Genomic DNA, 20504 nt, shown 5'->3' with positions numbered 1-20504 from the left:
ATGACTTTAAACCTAAGATTGAGGACCAATCTTCATGAGAATATTTAGAATAATCAAATCTAATTTACCTAATTTGTCTAATCCCCAACTGACTGAAACCATACAAAGCGAATTGAAAACGCTGAGCAATTCGCTAAAGGGCCCCTTCCAACATCGTGAGCAAAGTCGACTTCATACCTTAAGAGCTCTTCAATACATATTAAGTAAAAATTATTTGCAGCTCGATGATCTCAGTAAAAATCCTGAAAAATTCTTTTTCCTGTTGGAATTATTTGGTTTGGCGGGAGGTGGTTCTTTTGCCACGCTTGCCGGCGTTCAGTTGTTACTGGCTGGTGGCGGCTTAAAATTGATGGCTCCTGAACTCCGTACTCGATTATTGAGATTGGTACAAAAAGGATTTTTATTAGGTAGTTTCTGCATGACTGAAATTGGGCATGGTTCCAATGTACCTGGATTAGAAACGGTCGCTTTTTATGATCAAAAAAATGATCAATTCATTATTGATAATGTTTATACAATCTATAGAAACGGTAAACTTATCCAGTTTGAAACTGCCAATGATCCAGAATCTATTAAAGCCAGCAAAATCTTTATAGGCAATGCAGGTAATGCTGACTTTGGTATTGTGTTTGCACAACTCATATTAAAAGGAAAAGAAGGCGAATGGGTTTCAAAAGGAGTGCATGCTTTTTATGTGCCCTTTACGGTTAAAGGACAAAAAGCACTGTATCCTCATCTTGATTCCTGGGAACCCCCCTATATTGAATTCTATGATGTAGGCGAAAAATTTGGTTTGAATGATATTGCGAATTATGTCATTCGCTTTCATCAGGTGCGAATCCCTCGTGCAAATATGATGATGCATAATCTGGTGGAGCTTTCCCCTACTGGAGATTATAAAAGATTAGTGCCATCGCCCTTAAACACCTTGTATTCAATTATTAAATACGGCCGGATTTATATTAGTTGCACTAGTTCATCGTTTATCTCAGTGATGTTTTATGTTGGTTCTGATTTAAGAAGAAAAGCTTTGTTATCGAAGCAAACAACAAACTCTTCTAATCAATCGCCCTCTTTTTTTTATGGACCCAGTTATCCTGATATCTATTCTTTATCTCGATGGGCAAGCTTTTCAGTGGCCTTATTTTTAGCAAAACGTGCTTTAATTAAAAATATCGACCAACTTGATGATGCAATTGCAACCGGCATGAAAGTTTTTTCGACCACATTGACAGAAAAAGTCTTTAATGAAATTAATTTTTTCATCCCATCAAATAGTTACACAAAGATAATGCTAAATAATATTTTTCGAGATTGGGTAGCTAGTTGTACCTATGAAGGCGATAACGGGGTCATCCCGCAAAAAACGGTGGGAGATGAACTGCTAGCATTGCAAAGCTTAATTCAACATTCGGGCCTATTTTTTGGCAAATTCCCGGATTTGCATGGCATGATTAAAAACTCTCCCACTGTTCATGATCTGCAAATGGCTAAAAATATTGCTTTCGCAATAGTATTCACTCTAGTAGACCTTTTTAAAATAGAATTGAAAGACGCAATTTCGTGTCAAATGTTTGAACAAACATGGCTCATGATAATCATTTTAAGCTTAAAATTATCACCCATTCAGAAGATTAAATCCAAAGAACACAAAAGTGAAATTTTTTCAAAGGAATGGAATAATCATCAATTATTTGTGAACGCGTTATCCAATATGATCTCGGCATTATTTGTTTTAGGTGAATTGAAAAAGCACATCTGTTCTGAATTAATGCAAAACATTTATATCGTTTTTCGCAATGAAGTATTTTTGACTTTCTATCTGAACTTGTTTACTCAAGCTGGTATTTTATTTGAACCCGTTATTATTGATGGTGTAAATCAGCGAGGTTTGGTTGAATCCTTATTATTAGTGTTTGTAGAGCATGGCTTCCCCTCAGCAGAGGTTTTAGAGAATTTAAAAAAAGAGCAAAGACAAGCCTGTGAAAAAATCGCTCCTTCTTTTGATGAAATCATACAGGCAACTACCAATCATAATCCTGTCTTTGAAAAAATGATTGAACAAATGTTGTTAGTAGAGCCCCCAAAGAGAGAGTTTGGATGTGAAATAGAAAACATCACTAGCAGCAAAGCACGATTATAAAGGTGATGAATTGTCAAAATTTAGCATGATAGAACTTTAGGTTTTGCCACCTGTTCCTGTCGCGATCATGTTTTTTGCAGTGGTTAATTAAGGAAGGATTTAAACAGGTTCATATAGATGGTGGCATTACCATTCAGACATTTATTGCTAGCAACTTAATAGTGGAAGACCGAGATTGTAAAATAAAATTTATTTTCTTAGACCGGTTGACCGTTGTATTACTCATCAAGCCCCTCATAACTCAGCGAACCCGGATAGGGGCTAATGCATCTTTGATGCAATTCCAATTTGTTTGCACTAATTCCATTTTGGAATGTCGAAACCACAAATATTCTCTGTTCTTCATTTGGTCAATAAGCTAAATTATAGGCTTTTGCTGAGCCAGTATAACATGAGAGAAAACACAGAGCGCAGAGACCTCGATTCAAAGGATAACGATAACGAAAGCATCCAATTACCCGAAGAAATGTGGCTGCATATCTTGTCATTTATGAGTTTAAAAGAGCTCACTAATCCTGTTTTACTAGTTAATACCCAACTCCGACGTTTAGCTAATGAACTGATTTGGGAGATATTGTTAAAACCGTTTCTAAACGGAGAATACCAGCAATTTTTTAGACCGGAGTTTGGAAAATCAGCAACTTTAACAATTAGAGCCATTATGCAGCATGCTGCAACAAAAGCTGACATTGAAACTATAAAATACGCAATAGAAAAAAAGCTTATTGATGTTAATGCACCATTAGGAAGAGAACAACAGTCTCTTTTGTATCTGGCAGCTCGACATCAAAAGCATGAATTGGTGAAATTTTTATTGGACAAGCAGGCAGATCCTGAGTTACCACTGGCCAAGCTAATAAAAGAGGAGGCTCAATTAAGAAAGACTGATCAGCACCAACAATTGTATGAAAGACGTTTAGCCAATCAAAGAGCGACTCCTGAATGCTTATATGAATCTTCGGATTTCAGTTATTTTAACCCTGGCTCTTCATATAGAAGCCATGCGTCAATGATTAATAGTCTTCTAACTGCTCTTGAGAACAGAAAACAACAACTTCGGGGCACTCAATTGACTAAAGAGGTTGTAGCCCAAAATCGAGATGATCTTCTCAAACGTTTATTTATTTTGGACCGAGAAATTATAACTAGAACAGATTCATCAAACCATAAGCTTTTATATAAAGCTGTTTCATCTAGAAAAGGTACGGTTTGTGCGCAATTTTTGCTTGGAAACGGTGCAGAAATCGATGCGGAAGTATTACTAGCCGCTATTCTTAAGTCAAACTCCTCTGATCTCGTGCAAAAAATTTTAGACCATGCGGGGGATAATGCAGTTGATTTAGTTAAGGAGGTTATGCCTCTAATCCCAACTGATTCGAAGATGCTAAGCTTGTTGCAACCCTATACTGAAGGAGAAAAAATGTCTAAAAAAAGAAAATCACCTGAAGTATCCGAGCGCTCGGACGAGGCTATCTCATCGCCAGGTAGATCAGGAATTTTTGCATTAAATTCTCAAGTAAGTAACAATCCTCAGAACACAAAAGATCCTCAATCTGCTTCTGTAAAATTGGGAAGATTAGGATGAATTGATGAAGTCAAGGCCCTGAGGCATCTTATACACAAAGCATAGGAATAACATCTCACAGAAGGTGAAGAATTAATAGGAGGAATGCATGCCTCTTGGCCTAGACACTCTCAAAAAAGGTGAGGATCTTTCAAGGAATTAGCTGAATTAGTCGATATATGTCCTCTAAACCATAAGATTCTAACGAGAAGCTGATTTGCCCGAGTTTGCTGCAGATTTTTTCCCTTTTTTGCCCATGCTTTTTTTCAATAAACTAATAAAATCGACTACATCATCAGGAGTGCGTCGGTTAGCCGGTTTTTTCCTAGCTGTTTGTTTTTCAATTTCAGCTGTTTTTTGATCAAGCCATTTGGTCATTGCTTCACGGTATTCATCGTGATATTTTTCAGGTTCCCATTTTCCGCTTAAATCCTTAATAAGATTAACCGCCATTTTCATTTCACGATCAGAGATTTTATAATTTTTGAGTGATTCATCAGGTAATTTTAAATCATCTTCCTTACGAAGATCTTCATCAAAATGTAGGAGATAAAGCACTAAAGAATTATCATGGGCCATTACAAAACTTAAATATTCTTTAGTGCGAATAATGACTTTAGCAACCCCTACTTTGCCTGTTTTTCTAAGCGCTTCTCTCAAAAGAACATAAGCTTTTTGATTCTTTGAATCAGGGATTACATAGTAAGGTTTATCAAAATATAAATTATCGATTTCATTTAGATCAACGAATTCTTCAATATCAATCGATTTATATAATTCGGGGCTGGCATTTTCAAAAGCCCTCTCGTCTATGACAATATAATTTCCCTTATCATATTCATAGCCTTTGACAATCTTTTCCCAAGGGACTTCTTTATCGGTCTTGCTATTTACTCGTTTATAATGAACTCGTGCATTATCACGAGAATCTAATAAGTGAAAATGCAACTCATTTTTCTCTTCGACAGGTATAATTTGTATAGGAATAGTTACTAATCCAAAAGAAATATCACCCTTCCATATGGCTCTCATACTGCCTCTTTATAAAATAAACTTATTTTAAGTATAGGCTAACCGTTTTTAGCTAGGTGATACGAGATATAACAGAGCAAGAATGACTAATAACCCAATAATCACAGCAAGTTTTTGGCTCATTTTAATCCCTTAAATAATAAATTAAATAAATACAACCTGTTAATTATAGATATATAAGAAAACATACACAAAAATCAATGAACCATTTCTCGCAGTTCTATTGGCTCCCCTCTTCTTCGATAGTAGTCGCCAAACAGGGCGGCTTTGTTAAGTTTCACATAGCCACCATCTATACGCTTAAGTCTTCCAGTTATGCTAGGATAGCCAGTACCAATTGATAAGCTAGGGATTTGAACGATTGGCAGAATGAATCATCGATGAGTAATTTTTGAGTAGCTTGTCGTTGGTTTTATTTTTTGTCAAAGTTAAGCAACAAGTTTGTTCCTTATTCACTATAAAAATAGAGGAATTATGTACAACACATGGAAGTTAGATCATTTAGACTGGCGAATTATTGGCTGGATTATTCTTTCTATTCGATTTGTTCAAGGGTGGATTTTTTGGGGTGGGGGCTCACGGCGATTCATTTACGACCCACATAAGCTTGATCCCTATGCTTCGCAATGGATGGCGAATAAAATTCAAAGTGCTATGCCAGGGGCTCTATTTGATTTAACTCCTGTGGTTAGTTATCTATTACATCATTTTGTTTTTCTGTATTTCGCAATCATTGTTTTCAGTTTAATAGAACTTCTCAGTGGCTTGGCGCTTATTTTTGGTTTTTTTACCCGTACGGCAGCGATATTCACGGTCATGATTAGTTTTGTTTTAATGCTTCTGTTTGGTTGGCAAGGAAGTACTTGTCTGGATGAATGGACCATGGCTGTTTCTAATCTATCAATGGGTCTGACCTTGTTCTTGGCAGGCAGCCCCGTTTATTCAATCGATGGGTGGTTGATGAAACGTTATCCTGGCTTGGTTCACAAGTCTTGGTTTTTGCTTTTTAATAGTGGGCCTTGGAAACTCACAACCCTGTGGCGAACCGCTATTTTATTTTTTATCGTTACCCTTATTTTTACAGTGGGAACCTATGATTATTATCGTGGAGCTGTTTGGTCACGTTATCGCGCAGGTCCGGTAAGCGCCGATGTTTTTCATCTCAGTTTAAGTGACGGGCAATTAGACAGCAAGGGAGCTGTGAAATTTAAACTCAATGTTGATGCAGGGCCAAGTGCGGTTCCTAATTATATTGTACGTATAGAATTATTGGATGCTACTAAAAATATCGTTGAGACTTGGTCAGCCACGCAACTACACCAATTAGACACAGCGACTATTCAGAATAGTTATCAATATAATAAAGTTGGCGTGGGTATGTATGGATTAATTGCGCCTGAAAGTGCTAAAGCGGAAATTTCCCTAGCACCGGTAAATCCACTGCAATTGTTGCCAGCAAATTATACCCTGCAACTCTATACCGTGGATGGCAAGCGCTGGGATTTGGCTTTAACCTTAAAGGATTAACTTAACTTAACTTGACTAACTTTTGAATAGGGCTTTCATGCTCAGGTTCGGTGGCCCTTAATTCAGCGAGTTGGGCCGAGATCCCTTCTTTTTTTAATGAGGGTAATTCGAAAAATTGAGTTAATACAGCGGCACCCTTTTTAAGAAGTTTATCGATACCGTGATAGGGTTCCCAACGCTCTAAAACGGTATCTTCCAGGTCAGCACCTAAATGACTAAATAAATCAAAGCAAAATTTTAACGAACGATGCGGGTCCTCATCCCTATTCTTTCGCGCATAATGACCTGAACTATCTTCAATCACTCTGAGTTTGCCATTTTTTATCATAAAAGCGCCGGCTGCGTTTACTGGTAACCCACCCGCTAATTCACTATGAGCGATGTATTTTTCATATTTTAATGAAAAACTTTCAGGATGTTGAATCAAATACCCTTCATCATCAACCGCTTCTTCACTTTTTGTAGGATTTTGTTTTATAAAAGGTACCCCGTCTCTTTTTTCTCCGCAAGGGTAATAGCGAATAAAGAGTTGACCGGTTTGTGGGTCATGAATAATTACAAATTGATACCAGCCATCGGCTAATAATTCATTATCTTTTCCAACTAATCTCTTTGATTTTTCTTCAACACCCTTAATAGAGTATTCCTGATATTTTTCTACTGATATAACCATATGCATGCATTGATCACCCCAGCGTAGAACTCTCGCTAAATGAATTTGCTCGTCAATATAAGGATGAGAAAAAGGAGCAACAGGTAAAAGACACAAGTCGCCTTCTGACTCTGATAATTTTACCTGAATCATCGCAGAACTATGGTAGTTTCCCCTATACAAACCCTTTTTAACAGGTTCTGCAGAACGGTTATCCAGATAAGTTGATTTTTCTCTAAGCTCATTAAGACTTCTTTTTGTCACCTGTTGATCGGTCTTAGCAAAGATTTCTTTTAACAAATAGTAATAAGAATCAAATTCTTTTCGTGCTTTCTTAATTTTTAATTGTTCATAAATTTCTTGATTAATATCAATGTCTAACTCAGGTTCGCCATAAATTTTTGCATCAAGTTGGGCCAATAACTCTTGTGCATAGCCGATATTATTCTGACGAATAATTAAATTTTCTTTATTAGATCGATTTGTTATAAAATTTTTAAATAAGGCCCCAAAAAAATTTCTTAGACTCGGAAAAACAACCTTTTCTCCGGCTTGATAATCAGCGCTAAAAAAATGAAATAACTTATAAAGTACTCCTTTTTTTTCAGCATAATTTTGCATTACGTCCCTAAGTCGAATAATAGGGTAAAATGCGGTAATAAAACCAACAAAAGAAGTTCTTTTTTCGAAAGAAACAAGATTGTCGCGAGTAAGACGTTCTTTTTTCCGAATATAACTGACTAACTTTTTATGATAGCTTTCTAGTTTTTTTTCTTGTTTTGAAAGTTTCTTTTTTTCATTTGCTTCTTTTGTCATAGAGTAAAAAATAAATAATATTAGCTTGATCTTACTGAGTTAATATTAAGAAAATATTAACTATTTGTCTGAACCCTTAGTTTTTTAGTTTTTGTGTAAATAGAAATTGTCCATTGATCTTTCCCAAATCTTCTAGCAAAAAAAAAATTATGATATAAATGCACAACTTCTAATAAAAGGAAATCTTTGAGGATGACCTATCGTCCAGACGTGGATGGCTTAAGAGCAATTGCGATCCTATTTGTTTTATTATTTCACAGTGGCCTGAAGCTTTTTCCCTCTGGGTTTATCGGTGTTGACCTTTTTTTTGTGATTTCGGGCTTTTTGATTACAAGTATCATCCATCAGTCTATTCAGAATCAGAATTTTTCTTTCCTTGATTTTTATAGTCGCCGATTATGGCGTTTACAGCCGGTATTTATTTGTTTACTTGTGGTGGTTACTCTTTGCGCCTTGATTTTTTATTTGCCTGATGATTTGGTGCAATACGCCAAAAGTGCCCGGAAAACCTCAATTTTTACCTCAAACAGTTATTTTGCGCGTGTTACAACTGGTTATTTTGCAGCGGACTCAAATCAATTCCCCCTCTTGCATACCTGGTCTTTATCGATTGAGTGGCAATGCTACCTAATTTTGCCTGTTGCCATCTACTTATTGAATCAATTCGCCCCTAAACAGCATATTAACAAGCTTATTTATTTATTCACCCTGCTCTTTTTCGGCCTGGCCCTGTATTTTTCAGCCAATTATCCCGACAAGACTTACTATCAATTTTTAAGTCGTATTTTTGAATTTTTGGTCGGTGCTTCTGTTGCTCTTACTCCAAGACGCTTTTCTTTACCGAGTATCGTTTTGAATATCATTGGCGCTCTTGCCCTTCTGGCTTTAGTCTATATCGCCACCCGCAGCAATATCAGCCAAGGTTTTCCCAATTATTATGCGCTTATTTTATGTGTCGCGACTGGTTTATTAATTGCAGTTGGCGGGCATCAACCTAAACCATTTATTAATCAATTGCTGTCAACAAAACCTTTTGTTTTCATTGGGTTAATTTCTTATTCGCTTTATATTTGGCATTGGCCCATTTTTGCGTTTATTCGCTATCTGGGAATCGAAGAAAACACTTCAATAATCGCCGCTGCACTTTGTGCAAGTTTAGTTCTAGGCTACCTTTCTTGGTGCTTTATTGAAAAACCGGCACGTAAATTTTATCAATTCCGCTTTGTCTATACTTTGGGTCTCTTATTGCTTTTACCAATTGGCCTCGCTCATTTAGATGGTTATTTAATTCTAAACAATGCCGGCTTTCCTCATCGCTTTAATAATGATGTAGTGAAAGTTTTTGAACAATTAAAGCAATACGACGTCAGTCAAAGAGAAAAATGCATGGGTAGAAATAGCGTTGATATTAAGAGTCGCTGTACTTTTGGGGCAAAAAATGCTGATAGCAAAGCCAGTCTTATGATTGGAGATTCGTTTTCAAATCATTCTTGGCGCTTCATGGATACTCTCGCTAAAGAAGCGAATATATCCATTCTTGCGCAAGCAACACCTGGCTGCCTCGCCCTACCGGGAATTTATCTTTACGATTGGTCTACTTATAGAAATAGGATTTATCAAGAATGCTACGACGAAACTCAGCGCTATTACGAGATGATTAAAACCAATCATTATCATTATGTCATCATAGGTCAGTCTTGGAATGGTTATTTAGGCGTTAATGTGATTAATCAATTAAATGACGAACGTACCGTCGCGTTGACCAAAAAGCGTATTAAAATTGCATTAGAAAAGGCTTTGCAGCTTATCACTGATTCAGGAGCCACACCTGTATTAATCAAGGCGACCGCTTCAACAACTGACAATTTGCGTGATTGTTTCTTCCAACATGTGAAACAACGGAAAAAATATGATCCTAAACAATGCGACTTTGACTTACAAACCAATGCTGATTCTTGGCTTGATAATTTATTTTTAAAAATGCAAAAGAAATATACACAGCTCATTATTATCGATCCGCGAAAAGTACAGTGTACAAAAGATGGTCACTGTAAGGCTGATATCAATGGTGTGCCGGTATTTCGGGATGTGGCCCATATTACTGATTATGCTTCTTATCAATTCGCCAAGCGCTATTTAAAACAGTATAAAAATCCTCTAATCAGTTAATTGCTTACTCTGTTATTCCTGAGAAGGCCTGAGTCCATTCATCAATTGAGGACAGTGTTTTTTGGCCTCGCCTTCTCGTGGATGACAATTTTAGTTGGTACAGAGGTTACAAATTTGGAAATGTATCCTTTGTACCGTTGGGAGCTGGCATATCGGAAGGATAAACTGTTTCTGTTGATATAGATTGGAAAAAGTCGCACCAATTTGTACCCATTCCTGCAGAAGTGTCTTCAGGGAAAATTTGTTCGCGTTCCAGCGTTTTGGCTTCTTCCCATGATATTTCATCAGATCCTGAAAAAATCTTCTTTCCATCCTTTACTTCTGATTCGACCTGAGCTCTTAAGTCATCCGCCATTTGTTCTATTTTTATTTCTTCCATTAGTTTATTTGCAATTTGGCCTATTGCTTCCTCTTCCATTTGAATTGCCATTCTCTGCTTTTCTAATTCCATTAAGACTATGGAATTCGTATAGTACAAATTAAGTAAAGCATTTAGATACATGATCTGAGGAACATAAAACACCCCATTCTGCTGAAGACTATTCGGCATTGTCTGTTGAGGAGTAGGAGGTATAGTATTGGTTAAATAAGGGGTCAAAGAATAAGCATTCGCAGTAGAATTTAGGTTAGTACTGTCTCTTTCTAGTAGCTGAGTTTTAACTTTTTCATAAGTTTCCCGATAAGTTTCCATATAAGCTGGAGATTCGTTCTCTATTTCGGTCACTGGAGTGCAACCCTCTGCCTGTAATTGCGCGTAATCTTTGCGTGCCTGTAGAGCGGCATCCTTACTACCGCGATTTCTCGCTTCCACTTCGGATAATTGAGCCCGCTCAGACGCTTCAACTTTACGTTCTTTTATAATATCAGACTGTGTTGATTCGTTAGTTGAAATTGTTTCGTTTTCTCGTTTTCTTTTCATTGATGATCAGTTATTAATTAGAGTGCTGCAATTTTAACCGTAAATATCTAATTAATCATTAACTATAAAGAAACTCATCAGTCATTAGCTGATTCAGTTATCTATTTTCAATCAAAAAGATTTTATTTTGACCAAATACCCGCTGATTTCTCTTTATTTAATTATCGAAAATAATAAAATCGGTATTATTTTAATCTTCAATACATAGTAGTTATTAAAAAATGAGAATTTTCAGCTAATAGCTGTCTCTTTAATTATCAATGGAAGTTAAAGAGACAGCTAATTAGTATGTGGCTAGAGTGCTTCTAACGCTAAGGCAATACCTTGTCCGCCTCCGATACACAAAGTGACAATCCCGCGTTTTAAACCATCACGCTTCATAGAATGAATAAGTCTTGTGGTTAAGATAGCACCAGTAGCTCCGATTGGATGACCATGAGCAATAGCCCCACCTTCGACGTTGACAACCTTTTCATTTAAATTCAGTTCCTTAGCCACAGCGATAGCAATTGCAGCAAAGGCTTCATTAATTTCTACTCGTTGAACATCTTGAATTTTCCATTTTGCGCGTTCGAGAGCTTGTTTCACCGCGGGTACAGGTCCAATGCCAAACATGCCTGGCTCGACCGCAGCAATACCATAAGCAACAATGCGGGCCATGGGTTGGAGATGATGTGAAGAAACAAAATCTTTATCGGCAAGAATCATGGCAGCAGCAGCACTATTCAAACCTGGTGCATTACCTGCTGTAATTGTGCCCTCTTTGCGAAATGCGGGTTTCAATTTAGCAAGAGTTTCTGCCGTTGTATCAGGACGATTATGTTCATCTTTCTGAAATAACTCTATGCCTTTACGAGAAGTGATTTCTACCGGTGTAATTTCGGTAGCAAATTTGCCCTCTGCCTGTGCTTTAGAAAAAAGTTGTTGCGAACGAAGAGCCCACTCATCCTGTTCTTCACGAGAAATCGAATATTTTTCAGCAAGATCTTCAGTATGCCAGCCGGAATGATTCCCTGAGAATGCATCGTGTAAGCCATCGAGTAGCATAGAGTCACTGGTTTTACCATCACCCATGCGATAACCCCAACGCGCTGAAGGAAGAAGATAAGGGCATAGATCCATGTTTTCCATACCACCTGCAATTGCGCATTGAATATTACCACTCGCAATCTCGAGATAAGCTGAAACAACGGCTTGTGCACCAGAGCCACAAACTCGGTTCACTGTATAGGCTGGAACATTAACAGGAACGCCACCATAAATCGCGGCTTGACGAGCTGGGTTCATGCCTGCCCCAGCTTGTACAACATGGCCCATAACTACAGCTTGTACTTTATCAGCTGTCAATCCTGCTCGTTTGAGCGTTTCACTGACAACTACTGCACCTAATCGTGGTGCAGGGGTATTCTTCAAAGTACCATTAAAAGTTCCAATGGCAGTGCGAACAGGAGAACAGATAAAAATATCAGTAGTCATGGCTAATCCTTTTCCTTGAGTGATCAAATTATTCAAACAACATTGCATTATCTAAGATAATTATTAAGCATAGTCCTTCTAATGATGAAATGAAAATATTAGAACCATAAATTTTGCAGTTATTCTAAAATTCCACTTGGAATAGGCAGGCTCTAGAAAAATCACAGCTTTACTCTTAGCATACTTGTATTTAGTTGTTTAGGATACTGGGTGTATCTATACTAAACTGGTGCTGGCAAAAAAATACTCAAACGATGATTAATCTTATGTTCAAAAAAATTATTTATTCTCTAACCTTAGTTTCAGCTTCTGCTTTTGCTTCCTCTGAACAAGAACTTAACTTGCCCCCCCCAGTGTTTTGCTCAACCTGTGCAGTCCAAATTCCTCTCGGTATAAAATGGAACATTATATTGACCAAGCCGCTAAAGTTTAAAGAGTCCGTTCCAGTTTATGACATCGATGGTTTTGATAATACAGCAGAAACCGTTGCTAAAATTCATGCCCAAAATGCGAAAGCAATTTGTTATATCAATGCTGGAGCCTGGGAAAATTGGCGTCCGGATAAAAGAGATTTTCCCGCTGACCTCAAAGGCAAAACCAATGGGTGGTCTGGAGAAAAATGGTTGGATATTCGCCAGACAACCCTGCTTATGCCTATTATGCAAGCACGTATTAATATGTGCAAAAATAAAGGTTTTGATGCTGTTGATTTCGATAATGTCGATGGCTTCAGAAACAAGACAGGCTTCCCGCTTACTGCAGCGGATCAGGCAAAATATAATAGTTTACTAGCTAATATGACTCACCAAGCAGGACTAGCCGTCGGATTAAAAAACGATTTGGACCAAATTGAGCTACTAGAGCCTTATTTCGATTTTGCGGTGAATGAACAATGCTTTTTCTACAAAGAATGTAATCAGCTGACTCCTTTTATCAATGCAAATAAAGCAGTGCTGAATATCGAATACGAGCTCAAACCTTCACGATTCTGTGCTAAAGCAAAATCGATGTATTTTAGCTCCATTAGAAAAGATCTGGAACTCACTGAAGTGCCTGTTAGTTTTTGTGACTAATCTACTTATTGACAAGTTCAGGTAGAGAATATAATTTCTCTAGCATTTAGTCGCTTGTCACAATAATGGATCCTTTATGACTTTCCTTTCAATTTTAAATTTTAAGACCTTGTTTTTTAGCAGCTATATTTTTTCGATTGCTTATACTCATTTTCGTGGAAAAGTTCGTTTAAAAGTTTTAAAACAGCTCACTGACCATTCGAGCCTGATGGCGCCGGTTAATGCAATCATGTATCTTTTTTCCGCAGTTCCTAAAACGCCTTTCCTCGATGTAGCGGCCTTTCCTGAATTAAAAATATTACGCGACAATTGGGAAACCATTCGTGAAGAAGCTGAGTTTTTATATCAAGAAGGTTACATCTCTGCCTCGGACAAATACGATGATATTGGCTTTAATTCTTTTTTCCGCCGTGGATGGAAGCGCTTCTATTTAAAATGGTATCAAGACCCTATGCATTCTGCTCAAACACTTTGCCCTAAAACCCTGGAATTAATTCAGCAAATTCCTAATATTAATGCAGCCATGTTTACTCTACTCCCGAAAGATAGCTTTCTATTTAAGCATCGTGATCCTTATGCGGGCTCTTTGCGTTATCATTTGGGATTAATTACACCTAATTCCAAAGATTGCTGTATCTATGTCGATGGGCAACCTTATTTTTGGCAAGATGGCCAGGATGTTATGTTTGATGAAACCTTTATACATCATGCTGAGAACAAAACTTCGCAAGATAGAATCATTCTTTTTTGCGACATTCAAAGACCTTTAAAAAATAAACTTGCTACACGGTTTAATCAATTTTTTAGTCGAACTGTAATGAAAGCTGCGGCAAGTAAAAATTTACCTAATGAACAAGTAGGAACTATTAATAAGTTATTTACCCATATTTATCAAATACGATTAGTGGGGAAAAAACTTAAGAGCTATAATAAAAATTTGTACTATATAATTAAGTATGCACTTTTCCTTAGTTTTATAGCCTTATTTTTTATATGAGTATAAGTGAGGATTTGAGCCAACCCCGTATCAATAAATGGCTCTTACATTTTTTCTTTATCAATTTAATTGTAATTTATGTCCTTTGTTACAATTACATTGCTGATGCTTTTGCTGTCAAACTTTTTTACTTTGGAAAAGATGGCTTTCATGAAGCTAATACCGTCAACCATCTCATTTTAAGTTTATATCTCATAGTCACCTATATTAGCTATTTTTCTATTTTAACAATCTTTGCTTTGTTAATTCCTTATTTAATTTCGAAGGTTACCTCGCGAAATTGGATTACGATTGGTATCAGTATTCTTTGCATAAGTTGTTTTATTTTATTTATTGTTATTGATTTATATGTCTTCAAACTTTACCGTTTTCATTTAAATACACTGATATTGAAGATGTTATTCAGCCCCTATCGGTATCAAATTTTTTATTTTTCTGCGAGCGAATGGGCAATGTTTTATCTCATTGTCGCGTCTATTCTTCTCATCGAAGGACTTATGGCTTTATTTCTATGGTTTAACCATGTCGTTAATTTTTCAAAATGGATTATACGATTTATTTATGCCTCGATTATCTTGATCGTTGTTTCCTTTTGCTCAACAGTCGTTGGCAACAAATATCTGATCCGACAAAGCACCATTTTTCCTTATTATACCGATGTGGTGCGCCATCTTTTTTCGGTGTCAAAACAAGATATGAATTTCTTTGTTTACAGCCACTATTTTGCTCAATCTAAATTTGCCAATCATCAAATGGTTTATCCAACGCATCCACTACAGTGCAGCAAAGAAGTTAAAGCGCCTAATATTTTCATCATTCTCATTGATACCTGGCGCTTTGATGCAATGAATGAAAAAGCTACTCCCAATATTGCTCGTTTTGCTTCAGAAAACCTTAATTTTCATAACCATTTTAGCGGTGGAAATGCGACACAACCGGGAGTGTTTTCGCTTTTTTATTCAATGCCAGCTTCTTACTGGACTGCCATTTTTGAGCAGAAAAAGAGCCCTGAGTTCATAAATCAACTGCAAAAACAAAATTATCAATTCGGCATATATGCCAGCGCAAGTTTAACCATCCCCGATTTTGCCTCGACTATTTTCAGAAATCTGTCTTTGCCCCCTCCTCCAAGCGGCTGGGCCTATCAACGTGATGAAGCGGTGACAAAACGATTTTTGGCATTTCTCAATAATCGTAAAACGGATAAACCCGTTTTTTCATTTGTTTTTTATGATGCAGCCCATGAATATTGCGGAAAAAGGAATTTTAAAGGTCCATTTCAACCAGAAACTCAAGTCTGTAAACGCTATTTCTTAAATAATGGCTACAATGGTGTGCCTTTAGTAAATCGCTATTTAAATGCAGTCAATTTCGTCGATCAGCAAGTTGCCCAAGTCTTAGATGGAATTAAAAAATCCAATTTGTGGGATAATTCAATTATTATTATCTCTGCTGATCATGGAGAGGAGTTCAATGACAATCATAATGGTTATTGGGGACATGCAAGCAATTTCAGTAAATATCAGATTGAAGTTCCTTTCATTGTTCATTGGCCGGGTAAATCGAAACAACAATTTGATTATGTTACCTCCCATTACGATGTAGTGCCAACGCTAATGTCAGATGCCTTAGGCTGTAAAACAGCTTATTCTGATTATAGTTATGGCTCTAATCTCTTTGATGCAAAAAATCGTTATCCACTTATAGTTAGCGGTAATTACAATATCAGTTATATTACACCTCAAACCATTACTAATTTATTCCCTTCTGGTGATTTTGAAATTCAAGATTTAAGAGCTGAACCCTTAGCAAATCACCATTTCGATAATAAGCAATTGATCTCCATTTTAAAGAGTGTGAATCATTTTTATCATTAAAAAATGGAGCCTCCTTGACTATTCTGCAGTCACACAAACTCATTCAGGAAGCCTTGGAGACTCCTCGCTCACTCGGAATGACGGCGAGGTATAAAAGGATTAGAAAGATCCTATATTTTCGACTACACTTTGCATATTTATAAGGAAGTTGAGACAATAAAATGCCGTTTAAAATTTTGAATCACTGGATTGAAGAAGAAAAAGATGCCGGAGCTTCCAATCCCCAACATGCAATCTTGTCAACTGCAACTTCTGATGCAACGCCGCATAGCCGTGTGATTGCTATCCGAGAGATTACCGACGACGAATTGATATTTTTCACTCAAAAAGGGACAAGAAAAATTAAGGATCTAAGCGTTAATCCAAAAGTTTCGCTTACATTTTGGTTTGAACTTAGGCAACGGGAAGTGATTTTGGAAGGTAGTGTCGAACCTTTATCGCAATTAAAGCTAGAACACTATTGGAATACTAATCCGCATTCAGCACAAATACGATTCACAGCTTATGCTTTGACCTCAATGCAACCTATCGAGTCTAAACAAATTATTGAAGATAAAAAAAAGGCACTTGAAAAGGAATACCTTAATAAAAAACTACCTTTAAGCCCTTACTATTGTGGATTTCGAATCAAACCAACTCGATTCATTTTCTATAGTCTTCGTCTTGATGAATTATCCGATGTTTCAGAATATTATTGGCAAAATGCAGGATGGCATCAGCGCATTTTGTCTCCCTAATCAGGAGCTCAGATGGTAAATTTACAAAATAAAATTGTGTTAATCACCGGCGCCTCAAGCGGGATTGGACATGCCTGTGCTCGACTTTTTGCTAAAAACGGCGCAAAACTGATTCTTTGTGCACGCCGACAAGAGCGCATAGAACAACTTGCACAAGATTTAGAAACGATGCATAAGACAGAATGTCTAGTTATCACTTTAGATGTTCAAGATAAGTCTAAGGTTGAATCCACTTTAAGTACTTTACCCGCTGAATGGCAAGCAGTCAGCGTATTAATTAATAATGCTGGGCTTGCGCTCTCTTCAGATCCGATACAACAAGGTTCCATTGCAAATTGGGAAGTGATGATTGATACCAATATCAAAGGATTACTTTATGTTACTCGGAATATCTTACCAGGTATGCTGACTCGTCAAGAAGGCCATATTATCAATATAGGCTCTATCGCAGGGCAAGAATGCTACCCCAATGGCAACGTCTATTGTGCGACTAAACATGCTGTGAGAGCGATAAGTAAATCAATGCGCATGGATCTATTGGGAAGTCCTATTCGAGTGACAGAAATTGCACCCGGAGCTGTAGAAACCGAGTTCAGTGAGGTTCGTTGGAACGATAAAGACAAAGCAAAAGCATTTTACCAAGACTTTAATCCGCTTTTTGCTGAAGACATTGCTGATGCAGCATATTATTGTGCTACCCGACCTCAACATGTTGATATTGCTGAGTTAACAATAATGCCGACAGCACAGCCTAGCGCTACTTCGATTTATCGAGCGGGTAAGAAGTTGCAGTAACGGAAGATTGCGCCTACACAAAAATCCTAGCCCTTGCACCATTAATTTGGCAAGATGGAACAATTCTGGTTTAAGGCTATGTGTATATTTACATTTCCCTGTTCAATTGAAATAAGATTGATAGCGTTTTAAAAGATCAAATTATTTATTGACCTTCTGAGTTAACTCAGTGTACGAAGCTTAAAAGCAATTAGTCCATTTGTAGACCTCGTAGTTGCATTTTATATGGCTATGCCTAAGAGCGAGCCAATACCTGCACTTACAAGCATTGCTATTGTTCCCCAGATTACAACACGCAATGATCCTAATACTATTCGAGCTCCACCAATCTTTGCGGCGGCTCCTCCGAGTAATGCCAAAAATAGAACCGCCATTATTGCTACTGATGAAATAAGATAGGTTCTAGGAACAATAAAAATTATCAAGAGCGGGAATAACGAGCCAAAAGTAAAACTACAGGCTGAAAAAAGCGCAGCCTGAAGTGGACGTGCACTGGTTACTTCAGTAATACCCAATTCATCGCGAGCATGTGTGCCCAATGCATCTTTAGCCATCAATTGTTTTACAACTTCTTTAGCAAAATCAGGTTCTAACCCACGATTAATATAAATGGCGGTTAGCTCATCAACTTCACTCGGTAAACTCTCTGCAAGCTCTTTCTTTTCACGTCTAAGGGCAGATTTTTCTGTATCCGCTTGAGAACTTACTGATATATATTCACCTGCAGCCATAGACATGGCGCCAGCAATCAATCCTGCTATCCCCGCTATAAATATTCCACTATAGGGTGTATGAGCAGCAGCAACACCAATCAATAAGCTCGCAGTAGAGATAATACCGTCATTTGCACCCAATACAGCAGCACGTAACCAGCCAATTCGCTCAATTCGATGATATTCTTTATGTTGCATTTATATCAGAACTCCTAAAGCAAATGATCTGCATCAATTTGTTACAGAGTTACTCTAGTGGTGTATCAGATTTCTGTTTATAGACCGCATTTTTAGGGATATCAGTAGCCGAATAAACGCTAATTATTTTAAATGGTTTTTCCTTATTGAGATTAATAAAATTATGAGGAATCCCTTGAGGGATAAAAATCATATCACCTGCTGTAACAGTTGAGTTTTTGCCATTGAGGATAGATTTAGCCTGACCTTCAACAACAAATATAACTTGATCAAATTGATGTGTTTCGAGCCCAATCTCATTGTTAGGATTGGTCTTAGGCGTGATATTCATGAAAACAACCTGCGCATCTTTCCCTGTCACCAGTGCTAATTTCCAGTTCTCATTCTTTTTTGCCATTTCAAAAACGTTGGAGGAAATGACAGCATTTATTTTATTGTTGGCTGCATCTTTAGATCCTGCGAACAACGATGTTGAGAATAAACCTGGTACTAATAATGTAGAGATTAAGGCTATTTTTATTCCGATTGTTCTCATAAATGCTCTCCATAATTTAAATTAGCTTCTTTCAATATATCAACTTATATGATTGTTTTATACTGATAGATATTTGAACCTGGAAAAATGGTTAAGGATTACTCATTTTCCACCTCGCTTTTGATTTTACTCGCTTAACAGGGCGTCCGACAAATCAGGGCAAGATCATATTTGTATGAAAACCCTGATAAGTGAATTCACTACAGCAGAGATTTACCAATTATCAGCTTTTACCTGGTGTTGCAGGTGCTGCTGGTTGACCTGCAGCTGGTTGTGGTTGCTGAGCTTGCTGCTGTTGCATTTGTTTAAGCTGTTGTTGAAAATTGCCTTGAACTTGCTTAAGTTGGTCTTGAAAATTACTCTGTATTTGCTTGATTTGCGTTTGTGTCTGAGTATTTAATTTTTGGATTTGATCCTGTAGCTCAGTCTGTAATTGTTTTAGTTGATTTTGATTTTGCGTATTTAGCTTACCAATTTGAGTTTGTACCTGGTTAAATTGATCTTGTATTTGGGTATTTAATTGTTGGATTTGCTGGCTAGGCGTACCTGTTATTTGTGGGGAAGCTGACGCATAGCTAAGGCTAGAAATAAGAAAAGAAGATAAAATCACAACCAAGTGTTTTTTCATGTTTAACTCCATTAAATTAATCGCATACTCATTTAACTGTAATCATTTTTTAGACAAATGCAAGTCAGATCAAAAAAGTAAAATAGGAAGTAATACATTTTAATTGCCTGATTTTTTTCGAATAATCAAATGTAGGCCGAGATATTATCCTTTTTAATTAGGTTTGCTTTGCAGACTCTCCTGACTGTTGGCCACTCTCTTGTCAATTGAGACTAACGCTCAGTACTGGCACAAATCGACCGGGAAAAGATTCAAAGTTTCTTAAATTCTTGGCCCCCATTTTTTGGTAAAATCCTTCGGCATTGGGGTCGGCAACTAATTCAAATTCATGCCATCCTCTAGCTGCGGCATAATTGATTGCATGCTGCCAGATTTGTTTTCCTAATCCTTGGCGAATATGATTTGCGTTTATAAAAAATAAATCCAGTTCTGCTGCAGATCGTTCGTTGATTTTAAATGCATAAAGACCAACTAACTGGCCGTTTTGCTCAAAAAGAATTACTTCTTCTTGTTCTAAAAAAGAAGATTTAACACTATATTTTTCCATAAACGCATCTAAAAAAGCTTCGGAATAGTCCCAAACAGCTTTAGATTGGCGAATAAATTGATTTATTTTAGGCAAGTCCTCAACGGTTGCAACTGTGATTTGCATC

Annotated in this window: 17 protein-coding genes; 9 read left to right on the top strand and 8 right to left on the bottom strand. The window is 37.1% G+C overall.

The window, feature by feature from the left end:
• Positions 1-34: 34 nt before the first annotated feature.
• Entirely contained in the window at positions 35-2143 is a 2109-nt protein-coding gene (locus Lnau_RS06525) for an acyl-CoA dehydrogenase family protein (protein WP_058504329.1), read from the top strand.
• Between the two features lie 391 nt (positions 2144-2534).
• A complete protein-coding gene (locus tag Lnau_RS06520) occupies positions 2535-3728 on the top strand; it encodes an ankyrin repeat domain-containing protein (RefSeq protein WP_058504328.1) in 1194 nt (397 codons plus the stop codon).
• 180 nt (positions 3729-3908) lie between these two features.
• On the opposite strand, the gene ku is transcribed toward Lnau_RS06520, so the two are convergent.
• Positions 3909-4739 carry a non-homologous end joining protein Ku gene (gene ku / locus Lnau_RS06515; protein WP_058504327.1) on the bottom strand — a complete coding sequence of 277 codons (831 nt, stop codon included), beginning with the start codon at positions 4737-4739 and terminating at the stop codon, positions 3909-3911.
• A 474-nt stretch (positions 4740-5213) separates the two neighbouring features.
• On the opposite strand from ku, the gene Lnau_RS06510 reads away from it, so the two are divergent.
• Positions 5214-6266 (top strand): TQO small subunit DoxD, encoded by a 1053-nt coding sequence (locus Lnau_RS06510; RefSeq protein ID WP_058504326.1) that lies wholly within the window; start codon positions 5214-5216, stop codon positions 6264-6266.
• Between the two features lies 1 nt (position 6267).
• Here the strand turns inward: Lnau_RS06510 and Lnau_RS06505 are convergent, their stop codons facing one another.
• Positions 6268-7734, bottom strand: coding sequence for a hypothetical protein (locus Lnau_RS06505; RefSeq protein WP_058504325.1), 1467 nt, complete (start codon positions 7732-7734; stop codon positions 6268-6270).
• A 192-nt stretch (positions 7735-7926) separates the two neighbouring features.
• Between Lnau_RS06505 and Lnau_RS06500 the strand changes: the two genes are divergently transcribed.
• Positions 7927-9903, top strand: coding sequence for an acyltransferase family protein (locus Lnau_RS06500; protein WP_058504324.1), 1977 nt, complete (start codon positions 7927-7929; stop codon positions 9901-9903).
• 106 nt (positions 9904-10009) lie between these two features.
• Here the strand turns inward: Lnau_RS06500 and Lnau_RS06495 are convergent, their stop codons facing one another.
• Together Lnau_RS06495 and Lnau_RS06490 are read right to left on the bottom strand one after the other, a co-directional pair.
• Positions 10010-10822 (bottom strand): hypothetical protein, encoded by an 813-nt coding sequence (locus Lnau_RS06495; RefSeq protein WP_058504323.1) that lies wholly within the window; start codon positions 10820-10822, stop codon positions 10010-10012.
• Between the two features lie 294 nt (positions 10823-11116).
• Positions 11117-12298 (bottom strand): thiolase family protein, encoded by a 1182-nt coding sequence (locus Lnau_RS06490; protein WP_058504832.1) that lies wholly within the window; start codon positions 12296-12298, stop codon positions 11117-11119.
• A gap of 266 nt (positions 12299-12564) precedes the next feature.
• Between Lnau_RS06490 and Lnau_RS06485 the strand changes: the two genes are divergently transcribed.
• From Lnau_RS06485 to Lnau_RS06465, 5 genes are all read left to right on the top strand, one after another.
• Complete coding sequence (locus tag Lnau_RS06485; protein ID WP_058504322.1) at positions 12565-13371, top strand: endo alpha-1,4 polygalactosaminidase; 807 nt, start codon at positions 12565-12567, stop codon at positions 13369-13371.
• A gap of 76 nt (positions 13372-13447) precedes the next feature.
• Positions 13448-14368, top strand: a complete 921-nt coding sequence (locus Lnau_RS06480) for an aspartyl/asparaginyl beta-hydroxylase domain-containing protein (protein ID WP_058504321.1) — start codon at positions 13448-13450, stop codon at positions 14366-14368.
• The gene (locus Lnau_RS06475) at positions 14365-16245 is read left to right on the top strand and encodes a sulfatase-like hydrolase/transferase (protein WP_058504320.1); all 1881 of its coding nucleotides are present in this window, start codon (positions 14365-14367) and stop codon (positions 16243-16245) included. Before Lnau_RS06480 ends, Lnau_RS06475 begins: the two co-directional genes overlap by 4 nt.
• 161 nt (positions 16246-16406) lie before the next feature.
• The gene (locus Lnau_RS06470) at positions 16407-16982 is read left to right on the top strand and encodes a pyridoxine/pyridoxamine 5'-phosphate oxidase (RefSeq protein ID WP_058504319.1); all 576 of its coding nucleotides are present in this window, start codon (positions 16407-16409) and stop codon (positions 16980-16982) included.
• A 12-nt stretch (positions 16983-16994) separates the two neighbouring features.
• Positions 16995-17777, top strand: a complete 783-nt coding sequence (locus Lnau_RS06465) for an SDR family NAD(P)-dependent oxidoreductase (protein ID WP_058504318.1) — start codon at positions 16995-16997, stop codon at positions 17775-17777.
• A 221-nt stretch (positions 17778-17998) separates the two neighbouring features.
• Here the strand turns inward: Lnau_RS06465 and Lnau_RS06460 are convergent, their stop codons facing one another.
• The 4 genes from Lnau_RS06460 to Lnau_RS06445 all read right to left on the bottom strand — a co-directional run bounded on the left by Lnau_RS06460 (position 17999) and on the right by Lnau_RS06445 (position 20503).
• Positions 17999-18688, bottom strand: a complete 690-nt coding sequence (locus Lnau_RS06460) for a VIT1/CCC1 transporter family protein (protein ID WP_058504317.1) — start codon at positions 18686-18688, stop codon at positions 17999-18001.
• Between the two features lie 49 nt (positions 18689-18737).
• Positions 18738-19223, bottom strand: coding sequence for a cupin domain-containing protein (locus Lnau_RS06455; protein WP_193786799.1), 486 nt, complete (start codon positions 19221-19223; stop codon positions 18738-18740).
• 223 nt (positions 19224-19446) lie between these two features.
• Positions 19447-19851, bottom strand: a complete 405-nt coding sequence (locus Lnau_RS06450) for a hypothetical protein (RefSeq protein WP_065240253.1) — start codon at positions 19849-19851, stop codon at positions 19447-19449.
• Positions 19852-20053: 202 nt separating this feature from the next.
• Positions 20054-20503 (bottom strand): GNAT family N-acetyltransferase, encoded by a 450-nt coding sequence (locus tag Lnau_RS06445; RefSeq protein WP_058504316.1) that lies wholly within the window; start codon positions 20501-20503, stop codon positions 20054-20056.
• Position 20504: the final 1 nt, after the last annotated feature.

Source organism: Legionella nautarum (assembly GCF_001467895.1).
GTDB lineage: Bacteria > Pseudomonadota > Gammaproteobacteria > Legionellales > Legionellaceae > Tatlockia > Tatlockia nautarum.
Note: the sequence above shows the minus strand (reverse complement) of the source record. Positions and strands in the feature narration are given on the sequence as shown.